Annotated in this window: 15 protein-coding genes; 7 read left to right on the forward strand and 8 right to left on the reverse strand. The window is 74.0% G+C overall.

Annotated features, from left to right (window positions below):
• Positions 1-87: 87 nt before the first annotated feature.
• Positions 88-1104 (reverse strand): LLM class F420-dependent oxidoreductase, encoded by a 1017-nt coding sequence (locus tag M8316_RS07125; RefSeq protein WP_250053241.1) that lies wholly within the window; start codon positions 1102-1104, stop codon positions 88-90.
• A 182-nt stretch (positions 1105-1286) separates the two neighbouring features.
• Positions 1287-1871: a YbaK/EbsC family protein gene (locus M8316_RS07130; protein ID WP_372490564.1), complete on the reverse strand. Its 585-nt coding sequence runs from the start codon at positions 1869-1871 to the stop codon at positions 1287-1289.
• A 158-nt stretch (positions 1872-2029) separates the two neighbouring features.
• On the opposite strand from M8316_RS07130, the gene M8316_RS07135 reads away from it, so the two are divergent.
• Complete coding sequence (locus tag M8316_RS07135; RefSeq protein WP_250053243.1) at positions 2030-3112, forward strand: glycerophosphodiester phosphodiesterase family protein; 1083 nt, start codon at positions 2030-2032, stop codon at positions 3110-3112.
• On the opposite strand, the gene M8316_RS07140 is transcribed toward M8316_RS07135, so the two are convergent.
• Genes M8316_RS07140 through M8316_RS07150 form a run of 3 tightly spaced genes read right to left on the reverse strand, consistent with a single transcriptional unit; the run spans position 3091 to position 5230 of the window.
• The gene (locus M8316_RS07140; protein WP_250053245.1) at positions 3091-3408 is read right to left on the reverse strand and encodes a PspC domain-containing protein; all 318 of its coding nucleotides are present in this window, start codon (positions 3406-3408) and stop codon (positions 3091-3093) included. The genes M8316_RS07135 and M8316_RS07140 overlap by 22 nt on opposite strands.
• On the reverse strand, positions 3405-3866 hold the full coding sequence (locus M8316_RS07145) for a hypothetical protein (RefSeq protein ID WP_250053247.1): 462 nt from the start codon (positions 3864-3866) through the stop codon (positions 3405-3407). The genes M8316_RS07140 and M8316_RS07145 overlap by 4 nt, the downstream gene beginning before the upstream one ends.
• Complete coding sequence (locus M8316_RS07150; protein WP_250053249.1) at positions 3863-5230, reverse strand: PspC domain-containing protein; 1368 nt, start codon at positions 5228-5230, stop codon at positions 3863-3865. The genes M8316_RS07145 and M8316_RS07150 overlap by 4 nt, the downstream gene beginning before the upstream one ends.
• Before the next feature lie 220 nt (positions 5231-5450).
• Here M8316_RS07150 and M8316_RS07155 point away from each other — a divergent pair, with 220 nt between their 5' ends.
• From M8316_RS07155 to betT, 6 genes are all read left to right on the forward strand, one after another.
• Positions 5451-6818: an ATP-binding protein gene (locus M8316_RS07155; protein WP_250053251.1), complete on the forward strand. Its 1368-nt coding sequence runs from the start codon at positions 5451-5453 to the stop codon at positions 6816-6818.
• Positions 6815-7483, forward strand: coding sequence for a LuxR C-terminal-related transcriptional regulator (locus M8316_RS07160; RefSeq protein WP_250053253.1), 669 nt, complete (start codon positions 6815-6817; stop codon positions 7481-7483). Before M8316_RS07155 ends, M8316_RS07160 begins: the two co-directional genes overlap by 4 nt.
• 18 nt (positions 7484-7501) lie before the next feature.
• Positions 7502-7843 (forward strand): hypothetical protein, encoded by a 342-nt coding sequence (locus M8316_RS07165; RefSeq protein ID WP_250053255.1) that lies wholly within the window; start codon positions 7502-7504, stop codon positions 7841-7843.
• A 420-nt stretch (positions 7844-8263) separates the two neighbouring features.
• On the forward strand, positions 8264-9790 hold the full coding sequence (locus tag M8316_RS07170; RefSeq protein ID WP_250053257.1) for an aldehyde dehydrogenase family protein: 1527 nt from the start codon (positions 8264-8266) through the stop codon (positions 9788-9790).
• Positions 9787-11523, forward strand: coding sequence for a choline dehydrogenase (gene betA / locus M8316_RS07175; protein ID WP_250053259.1), 1737 nt, complete (start codon positions 9787-9789; stop codon positions 11521-11523). The genes M8316_RS07170 and betA overlap by 4 nt, the downstream gene beginning before the upstream one ends.
• A gap of 40 nt (positions 11524-11563) precedes the next feature.
• A complete protein-coding gene (gene betT / locus M8316_RS07180; RefSeq protein WP_250053261.1) occupies positions 11564-13654 on the forward strand; it encodes a choline BCCT transporter BetT in 2091 nt (696 codons plus the stop codon).
• Between the two features lie 85 nt (positions 13655-13739).
• On the opposite strand, the gene M8316_RS07185 is transcribed toward betT, so the two are convergent.
• From M8316_RS07185 to M8316_RS07195, 3 genes are all read right to left on the reverse strand, one after another.
• The gene (locus M8316_RS07185; RefSeq protein ID WP_250053263.1) at positions 13740-14042 is read right to left on the reverse strand and encodes a hypothetical protein; all 303 of its coding nucleotides are present in this window, start codon (positions 14040-14042) and stop codon (positions 13740-13742) included.
• The gene (locus M8316_RS07190) at positions 14015-14200 is read right to left on the reverse strand and encodes a hypothetical protein (RefSeq protein WP_250053265.1); all 186 of its coding nucleotides are present in this window, start codon (positions 14198-14200) and stop codon (positions 14015-14017) included. Before M8316_RS07190 ends, M8316_RS07185 begins: the two co-directional genes overlap by 28 nt.
• 78 nt (positions 14201-14278) lie before the next feature.
• Positions 14279-15577 carry an NAD(P)-binding domain-containing protein gene (locus M8316_RS07195; RefSeq protein WP_250053267.1) on the reverse strand — a complete coding sequence of 433 codons (1299 nt, stop codon included), beginning with the start codon at positions 15575-15577 and terminating at the stop codon, positions 14279-14281.
• Between the last annotated feature and the right edge of the window lie 109 nt (positions 15578-15686).

Here is a 15686-nt window from a genome sequence, read left to right on the forward strand (position 1 = left end):
CCGGCGTCGTGCCGGGGCGTCGTGCCGGGGCGTCGTGCCGGGGCGTCGTGCCGGGGTCGTGCTGGGGTCGTGCTGGAGGGGTGCCGCTCAGGCCACCCACTCCTTGAGCTGGGCGATGGTCGCGGCCGGGTCCTGCGTGGCCGGCATGACCTGGAGGTTGGTGACGCCGGCGGCGCGGAACGCCTCGATCCGGTCCTTCACGTAGCCCTCGGGGCCGACCAGGTTGCCGGCCTCCAGCCAGGCGGTCGGCACGGCGGCCTCGGCGTCCTTCTTGTGCCCGGCCAGGTACAGCTCCTGGATCTTGGTGGCCTCCTCCTCGAAGCCGTAGGAGCAGGCGAGGTCGAAGTAGAAGTTCTTGCCCCGCGCGCCCATGCCGCCGACGTAGAGCGCGTACATGGGGCGGGCGAGGTCGAGCATGGGCTGCACGTCGTCGCCGATGCAGACCATGCCGCCGGTGCTGATCTCGAGCGGGGCCAGCGAGGCGTCCCGCTTGGCGGCGCCCTTCGCGAGGGCGGCGCCCCAGACCTCGTCCGCCTTCTCGGGCAGGAAGAGGAAGGGCAACCAGCCGTCGGCGACCTCGGCGGTCATCGCGACGTTCTTCTCGCCCAGCGCGGCGACGTAGATCGGGATCGTGTCGCGCTCGGGCCGGGTGAGGATCTTCAGCGGCTTGCCCAGCCCCAGGCCCTGGTCGGCGGGCAGCGGCAGGCTGAAGATGCCCTCGCTGGTCAGCGGCTCGCGGCGCAGCCCCGAGCGCACGAGGCGGATCACCTCGCGGGTGCGGCCCAGCGGCTTGTCGTAGGGCATCCCGTGGAAGCCCTCGATGACCTGCGGGCCGCTCGCGCCGAGGCCGAGCACGGCGCGCCCGCCGGAGACGTTGTCCAGGCCGGCGGCCGTCTGCAGCAGGGCGCCCGGGGTGCGGGAGTAGACGTTGAGGATGCCCGAGGCGATCTCGATCGTGTCGGTCTTGGCGGCCAGGTAGCCCATCAGCGTGGGGGAGTCGAAGCCGTAGGCCTCGGCCACCCACACGGTGTCGAGGCCTGCCTTCTCCAGCGCGGCGACCTGGTCGGCCGCCTCGCGCGGGTTGCCGGCGTACATGAGGGGCATGGACAGCTTCACGGGTGACCTCGCTGTGGCTCGCTGGGCGGGTGGGGCCGGGGGTGGGACTGGGCGTCGCCCGACGCCGTGGCCGGACGAGGCGGGGCCGGCGCGCCCGACGTGGCGCGCGTCACCCGCAACCGTGACAGTAGCACTGTCACGGTTCCGCTCGGGAGGGCCGCGAGCGGCGCTCAGCCCACCGGGCGCGCCAGCGCCTCGACCTCCTGCGCGCCCGGCAGCGTCCGCACCAGGTCGCCGGGCAGCAGCACCTTCGAGCGCCGCAGGCCCGAGCCCAGCACCACCAGCGGCGCCTGCGCGACGGCGGCGTCGACCAGCACGGGCCAGCCGGACGGCAGACCGAGCGGGGTGATGCCGCCATGCTCCATGCCGGACTCCGCCACAGCCCGCTCGTGCGCCAGGAACGAGCACTTGCGCACGTCGAGCAGCCGCTTGACCGCCCCGTTGACGTCCGCCCGGGTGTCGGCGCGCACCACGCACGCCGCGACCCGTTCCTCCCCGGCCCGTCGCCCCGCGACCACCACGCAGTTCGCGCCGGCGGCGTCCGGCAGGCCGAGGGCGGCGTTGAGCGCCGCTGTGTCCGCGAGGTCGGGGTCGATGCCGACGACCAGCGCGCGGCCGGCGTCCGCCCACCCGCGCAGGGCGGCGGTGACGGGGTCGGCCAGGAGGTCGGGGCGCTCGAGGGCGGGCACCGGGTCGAGGGCCAGCAGGGCCGGGTGGTCGGCCAGGGCGGGGAGGGCGTCGAGCGGGTCGGTCACGCCCCCATCCTGCGCGAGCGCCGGTGAGGCAGGCCCCGGTGAGGGAGATGTCGGCCGGCGGGGCGTGTGAGGCAGCGCGCACGCCCGCCGTCCACCTCTCACCTCGCGTTCACCTCGCTGTCGTCGCGCTGTCAGGGTCCCCGCGCACGTTGGGTGGCGTGACTGAGAAGCTCCGCGCGCGTCACCCGCTCCACCGCACCGGCTCCCTCGCCGTGACCCCGGCCGTTGTCGGGCACCGTGGGGCGAGCGGCTACCGGCCCGAGCACACGCTGGAGTCCTACCGGCTCGCCATCGCCCAGGGCGCCGACGACATCGAGCTCGACCTGGTGGTCAGTGCTGACGGTGTCCTCCTCGCCCGGCACGAGCCGGACCTCGCCTTCTCCACCGACGTCGCCTCCCGCCCCGCACTGGCCGACCGACGCAGCGTCCGGGTGATCGACGGGGAGCCGGTGGAGTCCTGGTTCGCCGACCAGCTGACGCTGGCGGAGATCCGCACGCTCGGGGCCGTCGAGCGGTTCGCGGACGTGCGCCCGGTCTCCGCCGAGCACGACGGGGCGTTCGGCGTCCCGACCCTGGACGAGGTCCTCAGCCTCGTCGCCCGGGAGACCGCGGCCCGCGGCCGCACGGTGGGCGTGCGGCTGGAGATCAAGGACGCCGCCTACTTCGCCTCCCGGGGGCTGCCCATCGAGGAGCCGCTGCTGGACTCCCTGGCCCGTTTCGGCCTCGACCACGCCCGCTCACGCGTCACGATCATGTCCTTCGAGCCGACGATCCTCCAGCGGCTCGCGCCCCTGACCCGGGTGCCGCTGGTGCAGCTGCTCGACGAGCCGCACCTGCGCCCGGCCGACCTCGAGGCGGCGGGGGACCCCCGCACCTTCGCCGACCTGGGCACCCCGGCCGGCCTCGCGCTGATCGAGCGGTACGCCGACGGCGTCGGCCCCCGGCACACCTGGCTCGTGGACGAGGTGGTGGGCCCCGACGGCAGCGCCGCCGTCGTCCCCACCGACTTCGTGCGGCACGCGCACCGCGAGTGGCTCACGGTCCACACCTGGACGCTGCGCCCGGAGAACCGCTTCCTGCCCGCCGCCTTCCGACGTCCGGACGACGCAGCCGGCCAGGGTGACCTGGCCGGCTACGCGCAGCGGCTGCTGGAGTACGGCGTCGACGCCCTCATCACCGACGCCCCGGACGTGTGCCTCGCGGCCCGGGACGCCGACGTTCAGGAGTCGCTGGCGGGCTGAGCGCCGGCAGCGACGGGCTGCCCGGTCTCCCCGGTCTGCCCCGACTTCTCCGACTTCTCCGTGGCGGCCGGGGCCGGCGGGGTGTCGGTGGCCCCGGCCCAGCCGAGGGTGGCGGGGGCCTGCGGCACCAGCAGCCAGGCGGCCACGTAGACCACGACGAGGACGCCGGCGCCGAGCACGGTGCCGGCCACGACGGCCAGGCGTACCAGGTTGGCGTCCACGTCCAGGTGCTCGGCCAGGCCGCCGCAGACGCCTCCAGCGATCTTGTCCTCCTGCGAGCGGTACAGCTTCCTCATCGTCCTTCTCCTGTCTCATCGGTGGTCTCGTCGGTGGTGCCCGGCGGCGCCTCGTCCGGGTGGTCCCAGACGCTCAGCGGGCGGGTCTCGTCGGGGGCGGCGGTCTGCTGGGTGGGCTGCTGGGCCTGGTACTCCTCCCACGCCTGCCGGCGGTGGCGGAGGTCCTCCTCCTCGAGCCAGTGGCGGTAGGCCTCGCGGTGGGCCTCCTCGGCGCGCTCGCGCCGCCGTCGTCCGCCGAGCACGGCGGTGAGGAGACCGGCCACGCCGGCCAGGACCCACGGCAGGGGCAGCAGCCAGCGCAGGTCGCCGCGCTCGACGACGTCGGCCTGGACGAGGGCCCAGGTGGCGGCGAGGCCGAGGAGCACGACGCTCATGACCAGGTGCGTGACGTTGACGGGGTGGGTGCCGCCGCTGGGCTCCTGCGGCTCGCGCAGGTCGGGGACGGTTTGCGTGCTCATCGGGTGGTCACCTCGATCCGGCCCAGCTCGACGCTCGCGTCGATCGTGAGCAGCGGGGCCTCGGGCTCGGTCATGGACGTGGTGCGGGCCGGCGGGAGCTGCTCTGCGGTGCCGTCGCCCTCGGGGTCGTAGACCCGGGCGATCATGGGGTCCTCGCCGCCGAAGCCTTCCCGGGAGAAGGTGAGCAGCTGCATCTCCCCGGCGCCGTTGACCGTGCCGGTGACGTCGACTGCCAGGCCCTCGGGGACGACGACGACCAGCTCGCCGACCCCGAGCTCCAGGTCGAGGGTGCGGCCGTCCAGGGCCGCCAGCTCGGTAGCCGGGAGCCCCGTCAGATCGATCTCGACCTGACCGACATCCTCCGAGTAGGAGTCCTGCAGCTCGGCCGCGCTGAGCGGCGCCACCAGCGTGCTCGGCGCCTCGATCCGCTCCACCGCGCCGCTGACCAGCGTCGCGACGGCGAGCAGCAGGCCCAGGGCGATGACGCCGCCCGCCCGACCCCAGAAGGCACCCACGAGGAGCACCACGGCCGCCACGACCACGCCGAGGGCCGGGTACGCCGAGCCCGGCACGTCGAGGCCGGCGACGTCCACGACACCGAGGACGCCCCAGGCGAGCAGCAGCAGCGCCAGGGTGGGGCCGAAGAGGAGCGGGCCGCGCTTGCGCGGGTCCCGCGGGGGCAGGGGTGGCTGGAAGGGGCGGTAGGCCACGCCCTCGGCCGCGGGCGAGGTCACCGGCCCGGTCGCGGGGCCCGTCGCGGGGCCCGTCGTCCCGACGGCGTACGCCGTCCCGGGCTGCTGAGGGCCCGCCTGGGGGTGCGAGGACTGGGGGTGCGGGGGCTGGTGGTACGGCGGGGTCTGCGGGGGCTGGTCCCCCGAGCGGCGCGTCACCAGCCACACCACCAGGGCGGCGAGCAGGACCAGGCCCCAGGGGATGTCGAAGACCCCGACGCTCGTGTCGACCAGGTCGGCCACGAGGGCCAGCGCGGCCACGGCGAGGGCCAGGGTGAGCGCCACGGTGCGGCTCCGGTCGTCCAGCCGCAGGGTCGCGGGACGGCCGTCGTCGGTGGGCAGCAGCAGCCAGCCGGCCAGGTACAGCAGGAGCCCGGCGCCGCCGAAGAACGCGAGCACGACGAACCCGACGCGGAGGATGACCGGGTCGACGTCGAGGTGGCGGGCCAGTCCGCCGGCCACGCCGGCGACGGTCTTGTCGGAGGTGGAGCGGCGCAGGCGGCGCAGGTCGCGGACCTGGGCGCCGGTGACGCGCGGTCCGCCGTCCTGCGGGCCCGGGCCGGGGGCGGCCGGGCCGGGCGCGGACTCGCCGCGGGCGTCGCTGCCCGAGGCGTCGGGGCTGGTGGTGTCCATGGCTCCACTCTCCAGCGCCGGCGACCCCACCACCATCGGGGACGACCCTGGTCCGGCACCGTCCTCGACCCCGAGGACCTCCGGCCCGGGCCCCGGGGTCGCCCCTCGGCGGTGGAGGGGGTCGCCCCTCGTCTCCGTGATGACCCTGAGTCCCGGGCGGGCAGGACCAGGGGCCTCACCGGTCCCGCGCGCGCCCGGCTGGTGGGAGAGTGGGAGCACCATGACGAGCACCGAGCCCCGACCCGCGGCACCGGCGGAGCAGCCACCCCCGCCCGGCGCCGCGCCCGGTCCTGTGCCCGGTCCTGCGCCCGGTCCTGCGCCCGGTCCGTGGGCCGCCCCCCGCCGCGCCTACCGCGACACCGAGGCGCCGGTGCTCGGCGGCGTGGCCGCCGGCCTGGCCCACCACCTGGGGCTGGGCGTGCTGACCGTGCGGGTCGCGTTCCTCGTCGCCGCGGTGCTCGGCGGCCTCGGGGTCGCGCTCTACGCCGGCCTGTGGCTCTTCCTCCCGCCCGCGCGCGAGGCGGCGCTGGCCCCCGGGCTCGCCGGGCACGAGCGCACCGGCCGCCGCCAGGGCGCCGGACGACGGATGGCGGACGTCGGCCCGCTCGTCGCGCTGGCCGCGCTCGGCGTCGGCGTGCTGCTCCTGCTCGAGGCGGTGCTCGGCCGGGCCGCGGTGTTCTGGCCGCTGGCCGTCGCGGTCGTCGGCGTCGCCCTGCTCTGGCGTCAGGCCGACGAGGCGCAGCGCGAGCGGTGGCTCGACCCCCGCTCGGGGCTGGACCCCGTCCGGATGGTCTTCGGCAACGGCGGCTGGGCCGCCTACGCCCGGGTCGCCGCCGGCCTGCTGCTGGTGCTCGCGGCGCTGGGGTGGTTCGTGCTCAGCGACGGCTCCCTGGCCGGCGCGTGGGACCTGGCGCTCGCCGCGGGCCTCGGCGTCGCCGGCATCGCCGTGGTTGTCGGGCCGTGGGTGCACCGCCTGGCCAGCGACCTCGGCGCCGAGCGCGAGGAGCGCGTGCGCAGCCAGGAGCGCGCCGACATGGCCGCCCACCTGCACGACTCCGTGCTCCAGACCCTGGCGCTGATCCAGCGCTCCGCGGACGACCCCGCCACCGTCGCCCGGCTCGCCCGCGCCCAGGAGCGGGACCTGCGCTCCTGGCTCTACGCCCAGGACGAGACGGGTGCCGAGACGCTGGCCGGCGCGCTGCGCGCCCTGGCTGCCGACACCGAGGGACGCTTCCCGGTGACCGTCGAGGTGGTCGTCGTCGGGGACGCCCCCTGGTCCGAGGGGCTGCGGCCCGTCGTGGCCGCGGCCGGCGAGGCGGTGGTGAACGCCGCGAAGCACGCCGGCGTCGACCGGGTCGACGTCTACGCCGAGGTCGGGGCGCGCGAGGTCGAGGTCGACGTCCGCGACCGCGGTGCCGGGTTCGACCCCGACGCGGTCGCCGAGGACCGGCTGGGCCTGCGTCGCTCCGTGCACGAGCGGATGGCCCGGCACGGCGGCCGCGCCGTCGTCCGCACCGCCCCCGGCGAGGGCACCGAGATCCGGCTGTACCTGCCCCTGCCCGACCCCGCCCCAGGAGACGACCGATGAGCAGCACCCCCACCCCCGGCACCGGCCCGGCCCGCGTGGTCGTGGTGGACGACCACGCCATGTTCCGCGCCGGCGTGCGCGCCGAGCTCGGCCACGCCGGCGCGGGCGTGGTGGAGGTGGTCGCGGAGGCCGCCGACGTGGACGAGGCGGTGGCGGCCGTGGAGGCCCACCAGCCCGACGTCGTCCTGCTGGACGTGCACCTGCCCGGCGGCGGGGGAGCGGAGGTGATGCGGCGTGCGCGCACCGAGGCCCGGTTCCTCGCGCTCAGCGTCAGCGACGCCGCCGAGGACGTCATCGGCACGATCCGTGGCGGGGCCCGCGGCTACGTCACCAAGACGATCACCGGTGCCGAGCTGGTCGACGCGATCCGCCGCGTGCGCGACGGCGACGCCGTGTTCTCGCCCCGGCTGGCGGGCTTCGTGCTCGACGCGTTCTCGGGCACCTTCGAGGTCGCGCAGATCGACACCGACCTCGACCGGCTCACCGAGCGCGAGCGCGAGGTGATGCGGCTGATCGCCCGCGGCTACGCCTACAAGGAGGTCGCCTCGGAGCTGTTCATCTCGGTGAAGACCGTGGAGACCCACATGTCCAGCGTCCTGCGCAAGCTCCAGCTCTCCTCGCGCCACGAGCTGACCCGGTGGGCCAGCGACCGACGGCTCCTCTGAGCCCCCTACGCTGAGCGCATGGAGATCCTGCGGCACGCCCTGCTCGTCCTTCACCTGCTCGGCTGGGCCGCGCTCTTCGGCGGGCTGCTCGTGCAGGCCCGCGACCCCGAGAAGAAGGTCAACGCCGCGATGCGCGACGGCATCGGCACCGCGTTCGTCATGGGCCTGGGCCTCGTCGGCGTGCTGGAGGCGGGTGACGACCCGGTCAACCACGCCAAGATCGGCGTGAAGCTCGTCGTCGGCCTCGTGCTCCTCGTGCTGGTGATGGCGAACATGAGGAAGCCGTCGATCCCGCAGGGCCTGTGGGTCGGGCTGCTCGGCCTCACGATCCTCAACGTCTGCGTCGCCGTCTTCTGGTGACGCACCCGCGCTGACACGTACCCCCGGCGACGCCGGGTCGCCTCCCCGGGCGGCCCGGCGTCGCTGCGTCCGGAACCTCTTGGCAGGCGCCTGACCTGCGACGACGGGTGTCGCACAAGCGCCGCGCCGGGTAAAGAAACCCGGCACCGGTGTTTCAGCCTGCCCTCAGGCGGTAACCGTGGAGGCAGGGGTGAGACCGCGTCCGGCCGGGAGACCGGCCCCTCTCGGAACGCCGTCGTCACCACGTCCTCGTCGATCCCCCTCGACGCCACGCCCGACCGCGCCCGCGGTGGCGGGGTGCCGCGGCGCGCCCGTCGGGGGCGGCGCCCCACCACCGACACGCCGGCCAGCAGCCCGCCGGCCGGCAGCCCGCCAGCCCGAGACCCGCCCGTCCCAGACCCGGAGGAGACCGCGCGAGCCATGTCCACCAGCACCCAGCCCACCCCCAGCCTCCACATCGACGGCACGTGGCGCGCGGCCGCCGACGGCGAGACGCGGGAGATCCGCTGTCCCGCCGACGGCAGTCACGTCGTCACCGTCGCCGAGGGAGGTGCCGCGGACGCCGAGGCCGCGGTCCTGGCCGCCCGCCGTGCGTTCGACGAGGGCCCCTGGCCCCGGACGCCGGCCCCCGAGCGCGCCGCCCTCCTGCACCGCCTCGCCGACCGGCTCGAGGCCGAGAAGGACGAGGTCGCCCGCCTGGAGTCCCTCGACACCGGCAAGCGGTTCGTGGAGTCGCAGATCGACGTCGACGACATCGTCACCGTGTTCCGGCACTTCGCCTCCCTGGCCCAGGCCGAGGCCGGCCGCGTCGTCGACCCCGGCGTCCCGGACGTCTCCAGCCGGGTCGTGCACGAGCCGATCGGCGTGTGCTCGCTCATCACCCCCTGGAACTACCCGCTGCTCCAGACGTCCTGGAAGGTGGCCCCCGCGCTGGCCGCCGGCTGCACGTTCGTGCTCAAGCCCAGCGAGATCACCCCGTCCACGTCGATGTGGCTGCTTCGCACCCTGGCCGACCTCGGCCTGCCCGAGGGCGTGGCCAACCTGGTCACCGGCGCCGGCGACCGCGTCGGCCCCACGCTGACCGAGCACCCGGCCGTCGACCTGGTCTCCTTCACCGGCGGCATCGTCACCGGCCGGCGGATCATGGCCTCGGCCGCGCCGACCGTGAAGAAGGTCGCCCTGGAGCTGGGAGGCAAGAACCCCAACGTCGTCTTCGCCGACGCCGACCTCGACGCCGCGATCGACAACGCGCTCACGGCCGTGTTCCTCGACTCCGGCCAGGTCTGCTCCGCGGGCGCCCGGCTGGTGGTGGAGGAGAGCATCCACGACCAGGTCGTCGACACCCTCGTGCGCCGGGCCGAGGGCATCCGCCTCGGCGGCCCCTTCGACGACGACGCCGAGACCGGCCCGCTCATCTCCGCCGCGCACCGCGAGAAGGTCGAGGCCTACGTGGCCGCCGCGGTGGCCGAGGGGGCGGTGCTGCGCACCGGCGGCGAGCGCCCCACCGGCGGCGCCTGGGACGACGGGTTCTACTTCCCGCCCACCATCCTCGACGCCTGCTCCTCGGCGATGACCTGCGTGCAGGAGGAGTCCTTCGGGCCGGTGCTCACCGTCGAGACCTTCTCCGGCGAGACCCGCGAGGAGGCCGAGGACGCCGCCGTGGCGATAGCCAACGACACCATCTACGGCCTGGCCGGCGCCGTGTGGAGCGCGGACGGCGGCCGCGCCGAGCGCGTCGCCCAGCGGCTGCGCCACGGCACCGTCTGGATCAACGACTACCACCCCTACGTCGCCCAGGCGGAGTGGGGCGGCTTCAAGCAGAGCGGCACCGGCCGCGAGCTCGGCCTCGCCGGGCTCGAGGAGTACCGCGAGACCAAGCACATCTGGCACAACACGCGACCGGCCCGTGCGGGCTGGTTCACCGACCGGACGGAGGACGGGCAGTGAGCGAGAAGTACGACTACGTGATCGTCGGGGGTGGCTCGGCGGGCTCGGCCCTGGCCAACCGCCTCTCGGCCGACCCCGGCACCAGCGTCCTGGTGCTCGAGGCGGGCCGCAGCGACTTCCGGCTGGACCCCTTCATCCACATGCCGGCGGCGCTGCCCTACCCGATCGGCAACAAGCTCTACGACTGGAAGTACGAGTCCGAGCCCGAGCCGCACATGAACGGCCGTCGCGTCTACCACGCCCGCGGCAAGGTGCTCGGCGGGTCGTCCTCGATCAACGGGATGATCTTCCAGCGCGGCAACCCGATGGACTACGAGCGCTGGGCCGGCGACCCCGGCATGGAGCACTGGGACTACTCCCACGTGCTGCCGTACTTCAAGCGCATGGAGACCCGGATGCTCGCCGACGGCAGCGTCGGCGCGGACGCCTGGCGCGGCGGGTCCGGGCCGCTGGTGCTCGAGCAGGGCCCCGCCACGTCCCCGCTCTTCAACGCGTTCTTCGAGGCCGCCCAGCAGGCCGGTCACCCGCTGACCGACGACGTCAACGGCTACCGCCAGGAGGGCTTCGCCCGGTTCGACCGCAACGTGCACCGCGGCCGCCGGCTCTCCGCGGCCCGCGCCTACCTGCACCCCGTGCGCTCGCGGAAGAACCTGACCGTGCGCACCCTGGCGATGGTCACGGGGCTGCGCACCCAGGGCAACCGCGTCACCGGCGTCGAGTACACCCGCGGCACCCGCAAGGGCCGCTCGAGCACCGTCGAGGCCGGCGAGGTCATCCTCTGCGGCGGCGCCATCAACACCCCGCAGACGATGCAGCTGGCAGGCATCGGCCCGGCCGACCACCTGCGCAGCCTCGGCATCGACGTCGTCGCCGACCTGCCCGGCGTCGGCGCCAACCTGCAGGACCACCTCGAGGTCTACATCCAGCACGCGGCGAAGCAGCCCGTCTCCATCGCCCCCTGGCTCAAGCACCGGCACAAGCCGCGCATCGGGGCCGAGTGGCTCTTCGGGCGCAGCGGCGTCGGCGCCTCCAACCACTTCGAGGCGGGCGGCTTCATCCGCTCCAACGACGACGTGGCCTACCCGAACCTGATGTTCCACTTCCTGCCGATCGCGATCCGCTACGACGGCTCGCAGCCGGCCGCGGAGCACGGCTACCAGGTGCACATCGGGCCCATGTACTCCGACGTGCGCGGCTGGCTGAAGATCCGCAGCACCGACCCGTACGAGCACCCGGCCATGCAGTTCAACTACCTCTCGACCGAGAACGACCGGCGCGAGTGGATCGAGATGATCCGCAAGGCCCGCGAGATCCTCGAGGCCCCGGCCTTCGCGCCGTTCTCGGCCGGAGAGATCTCGCCCGGCCCGTCGGTCGAGACCGACCAGGAGATCCTGGACTGGGTGGCGAAGGACGCCGAGACGGCTCTGCACCCCTCGTGCACCGCCAAGATGGGCACCGGCGAGGACGCGGTCGTCGACCCGTCCTCGATGAAGGTGCACGGCGTCGAGGGCCTGCGCGTCGTGGACGCCTCGGTGATGCCCTACGTGACCAACGGCAACATCTACGCCCCCGTGATGATGCTGGCCGAGAAGGCCGCCGACCTGATCGCCGGGAACACGCCGCTGCCCGCCCTCGACGCGCCGTTCTACCGGCACGGCACGGGCATGCCGCTCTACCCGGAGGGCGACCCCCGCAACGCCGCGGCCCCCGGCACCGTCCGCGCCGGCCGCTGAGCCGCACGCCCGCCCTCCCCACGACCAGCAGGAGGTACTCGTGACCGCCATCGACACCCCGCCCACCCCGTCCGCCGACGCGGCCGGGCCACCGGAGGACCAGAAGGACTGGACCCTCGACAAGCCCGTGTTCCTCACCGCCGCGGCGATCACCCTCGCCGTGACGGTGTGGTGCGTGGCCTGGCCCGACCACGCCTACTCGACCCTGGAGTCCGTGGTCGGCTGGGTGTCGACCTGGTTCGGCTGGTACTACGTCGCGCTGACCACCAGCGTGCTGCTCTTCGTGCTGGGCCTGGGCTTCTCCCGGTTCGGGCGGGTCCGGCTCGGCCCCGAGCACTCCCGGCCGGAGTTCTCCACGGGCGCCTGGGCCGCGATGCTGTTCGCCGCCGGCATCGGCACCGACCTGATCTTCTACGCCGTCTACGAGCCGGCCTTCCAGTACCTCAACCCGCCGGCCATCGAGGGCGGCACCACCGAGGCCGCCCGCGAGGGCACCGTGTGGACGTTGTTCCACTACGGCCTCTCGGGCTGGGGCATGTACTCGCTGATGGGCATGGCGCTGGCCTACTTCGCCTACCGGCAGGGCCTGCCGCTGGCGGTGCGCTCGGCGCTGTACCCGATCTTCGGCAAGAAGGTGAACGGCCCCATCGGCACGACCGCCGACACCGCCGCCATCCTCGGCACCATCTTCGGCGTCGCCACCTCGCTGGGCATCGGCGTCGTCAGCCTCAACGTGGGCCTGGAGATCGTCTTCGGCCTCTCCGTCGGCCTGCCCGTGCAGATCGGCCTGGTCGTGCTGGCCATCGCCATCGCCACGCTCTCCGCGGTGACCGGCGTGGACCGCGGCATCAAGCTCATCTCGCAGTTCAACGTGCTGCTGGCCATCGTGCTGGCCGCCTACGTGCTCGTCACCGGCCGCACGGCGCACCTGCTCAACTCGCTGGTGCAGAACGTGGGCGACTACGTGACGATGTTCCCGGGCATGACGAACCGGACGTTCGCCTACACCGACACCGGTGACTGGATGAGCTACTGGACCCTGTTCTTCTGGGCCTGGTGGATCGCCTGGGCGGCCTTCGTCGGCATGTTCCTGGCCCGCATCTCCCGCGGCCGCACCATCCGCCAGTTCGTGGCCGGCACGATGATCATCCCGTTCAGCTACATCGTCATGTGGATCGGGATCTTCGGCAACGCCGCCCTCGACGAGCTGCGCAGCGGCAACACCGACCTGGCGGACGTGGTCAACGACGCCAGTGGCCCCGACACCGCCCTGTGGTCGCTGCTCCAGCAGTACCCCGGCTTCACGTTCGTCGCCGGCGCGTTCATCCTCATCGGCCTGCTGTTCTACGTCACCTCCGCCGACTCCGGCGCCCTGGTGATGGCGAACCTGTCGAGCCGCCTCAAGAGCGCCAACCACGACGCCGGCCCCTCGCTGCGGATCTTCTGGGCGGTCGCCACCGGCGCGCTGACGCTGGCCATCCTGGCGGCGGGCAACATCTACGCCCTGCAGTACGCCACGGTGATCATCGGCCTGCCGTTCGCGTTCGTGATGATCGGCGTCATGTGGGGCCTGTGGAAGGCGCTCTCGGCCGAGGGGCACCTCGCCGACAGCCGCCGCGGCGCCATGCCCGGCGTGCTCTCGGGCCGCAGCACCCCGAGCGAGCGCGAGCGCGGCTCCTGGCAGTCGCGCCTGCGCCGGTCCATGGACTTCCCCGACCAGCGCCGCGCGGACACCTACCTCTCCGAGACCGCCGTCCCGGCCCTCGAGGACGTGGCGGGCGAGCTGCGCGAGCAGGGCGTCGAGGTCGTCGTGGAGTCCGTGGTCGCCGAGCCCGAGCCGGGCACGGAGTCGGCCGACGAGGGGGTCGCCGAGCCCGCCGTCGTCCTGCGTGCCGGCGTGGGGGAGCGTCCCTTCGTCTACCGGCTCCAGCGCACCCGCGCCGCCACCCCGAGCTACGGCGGCCGGATGTCGCGCGGCGACGACTGGTACTTCCGCCTCGAGGTGCACCTGCGCGAGGGCGGGCAGGGCTACGACGTGATGGGCTACAGCCGCGTGCAGCTCATCGACGACGTGCTCGACCAGTACGAGCGGCACCTGGAGTTCCTGCGGCTGGGCGGCAGCACCGTCTGAGGCGACCCGCCCACGCCGCACGCACAGCGCCCCACGACCCGTCCTGGGTCGTGGGGCGCTGTCGTGCGCGCTGCTGCATGCTGGGTCAGGACCGGTGGTGCACCTCCTGGAGCCGGTAGACCGGCGTCTCGATGCCCTCGTGGCGGGCCTTGAGCTGGAGCGCCAGGTAGAGGGAGTAGTGCCGCGACTGGTGCAGGTTGCCGCCGTGGAACCACAGATTCTGCTGCTGGGTCGGCTTCCACATGTTGCGCTGCTCGCCCTCCCACGGGCCGGGGTCCTTGGTGGTCTCCGAGCCGAGGCCCCACACCTTGCCGACCCGGTCGGCGACCTCCTGGCTGATCAGGTCGGCGCACCAGCCGTTCATGGAGCCGTAGCCGGTGGCGTACACGACGAGGTCGGCGGCAGCTCGGTGCCGTCGGCGAGCACCACCGCGTCCTCGGTGAGGTGGTCGACCTGCCCGTGCGCGAGGTGCACCTCGCCGTCCGCGACCAGCTCGGCGGCACCGACGTCGATGTAGTAGCCCGAGCCACGGCGCAGGTACTTCATGAACAGTCCCGACCCGTCGTCGCCCCAGTCGAGGTCGAAGCCCGCCGCCTCGAGCCGGGCGTAGAAGTCGGCGTCGACCTAGGCCATCTTCTCGTAGGCGGGGATCTGGAACTCGTGCATGATCCGGTACGGCAGGGAGGCGAAGACCAGGTCGGCCTTCTCCGTGGTCATGCCGGCCGCGAGCGCCCGCTCGGAGTAGAGGTCGCCCAGGCCGTGCTCCATGAGGGAGGCGCTCTTGACGATGTGCGTGGAGGAACGCTGCACCATCGTCACGTCGGCGCCGTGCTCCCACAGGGCCCCGCAGATGTCGAAGGCCGAGTTGTTCGAGCCGATGACGACGGCTCGCTTGCCCGCGTAGGCGTCGGGGCCGGGGTGGGCCGAGGAGTGGTGCTGGTCGCCGCGGAAGACCTCCATGCCCGGGAAGGACGGGAGGTTCGGCTTGCCCGACATCCCGGTGGCCATCACCAGCTGGGTGGGGCGCAGCGTCAGCGCCTCCCCGTCCCGCTCGACCTCGACCGTCCACTGCCCGGTCTCCTCCGAGAAGGACGCCGACGTCGCGACCGTGGAGGACCAGTACGGCACCTCCATGACCCGGGTGTACATCTCCAGCCAGTCGCCCACCTTGTCCTTGGGGGCGAAGACGGGCCAGTTGTCCGGGAACTTCAGGTACGGCAGGTGGTCGTACCAGACGGGGTCGTGCAGGCACAGGGACTTGTACCTGCTGCGCCACTGGTCGCCGGGCCGGGCGTGCTTGTCGATCACCAGGGCCGGCACGCCGAGCTGGCGCAGGCGCGCGCCCAGGGCGATGCCGCCCTGCCCGCCCCCGACGACGAGGACGTAGGGCTGCTCGGTGCGGCCCAGGGCGGCGTCCTCGGCCTCGCGCCGCTCCAGCCAGGACGAGCGGTCGCGCCGGGCGCCGTGCTCCGCCCCCATCGGGCGGCGGGTGCCGCGCGGCTCCTCGTGCCCGACGAGCTCGTACATCGTGGTGAGCATGGTCCATGCGCGGTCGGTGCCGTCCTCCTCGCGCAGCCGCAGCAGGCCGCGGCACCGGCCCACGGACGTGGTGAGCCCGAACCAGGCGGTCACGACGCCGCCGTCCTCGCTGGCCTCCTCCTCGAGGACGAGGCCGTGCGGGTCGACCCGCTCCAGGGTGTGCTCCAGGAGGTCGGCGACCCCGGCGCGGTCCTCGACGGTGGTGAGGTTCCACGAGAACGCGACGAGGTCGCGCCAGAAGCTGGTGGTGGCGAACATGCCGGCCGCGGCCCGGACGTCGCGGGCGGCGAGCGCCGCCTCGAAGTCGCCCAGCCAGCGGGTGGCCCGCTCGCTCGGGGTGGGCGCCGCCGCGGTGCCGGCGGGTCTGTCGAGGATCTCGGTCATGGGTGCTCCCTTCGCTCACCGGGCTGCCCTGCTCGGTGTGACCGGCAGCACACTCCGGGGCGTGCCGGTCGCGGAACCGTTGCGTCGTGTTGCAGGCTCCGCGGGGCGG

The sequence above is a fragment of the Nocardioides bruguierae genome, from assembly GCF_023554635.1.
Taxonomy (GTDB): domain Bacteria; phylum Actinomycetota; class Actinomycetes; order Propionibacteriales; family Nocardioidaceae; genus Nocardioides; species Nocardioides bruguierae.

Bases quoted from the DNA above. Each gene is read 5' to 3' on its own strand.
- M8316_RS07145 (WP_250053247.1), bottom strand. From the start codon at position 3,866: ATGAGCACGCAAACCGTCCCCGACCTGCGCGAGCCGCAGGAGCCCAGC.
- M8316_RS07190 (WP_250053265.1), bottom strand. From the start codon at position 14,200: ATGAAGTACCTGCGCCGTGGCTCGGGCTACTACATCGACGTCGGTGCC.
- M8316_RS07140 (WP_250053245.1), bottom strand. From the start codon at position 3,408: ATGAGGAAGCTGTACCGCTCGCAGGAGGACAAGATCGCTGGAGGCGTC.
- M8316_RS07160 (WP_250053253.1), top strand. From the start codon at position 6,815: ATGAGCAGCACCCCCACCCCCGGCACCGGCCCGGCCCGCGTGGTCGTG.
- M8316_RS07165 (WP_250053255.1), top strand. From the start codon at position 7,502: ATGGAGATCCTGCGGCACGCCCTGCTCGTCCTTCACCTGCTCGGCTGG.
- M8316_RS07155 (WP_250053251.1), top strand. From the start codon at position 5,451: ATGACGAGCACCGAGCCCCGACCCGCGGCACCGGCGGAGCAGCCACCC.
- M8316_RS07195 (WP_250053267.1), bottom strand. From the start codon at position 15,577: ATGACCGAGATCCTCGACAGACCCGCCGGCACCGCGGCGGCGCCCACC.
- M8316_RS07150 (WP_250053249.1), bottom strand. From the start codon at position 5,230: ATGGACACCACCAGCCCCGACGCCTCGGGCAGCGACGCCCGCGGCGAG.
- M8316_RS07125 (WP_250053241.1), bottom strand. From the start codon at position 1,104: ATGCCCCTCATGTACGCCGGCAACCCGCGCGAGGCGGCCGACCAGGTC.
- M8316_RS07170 (WP_250053257.1), top strand. From the start codon at position 8,264: ATGTCCACCAGCACCCAGCCCACCCCCAGCCTCCACATCGACGGCACG.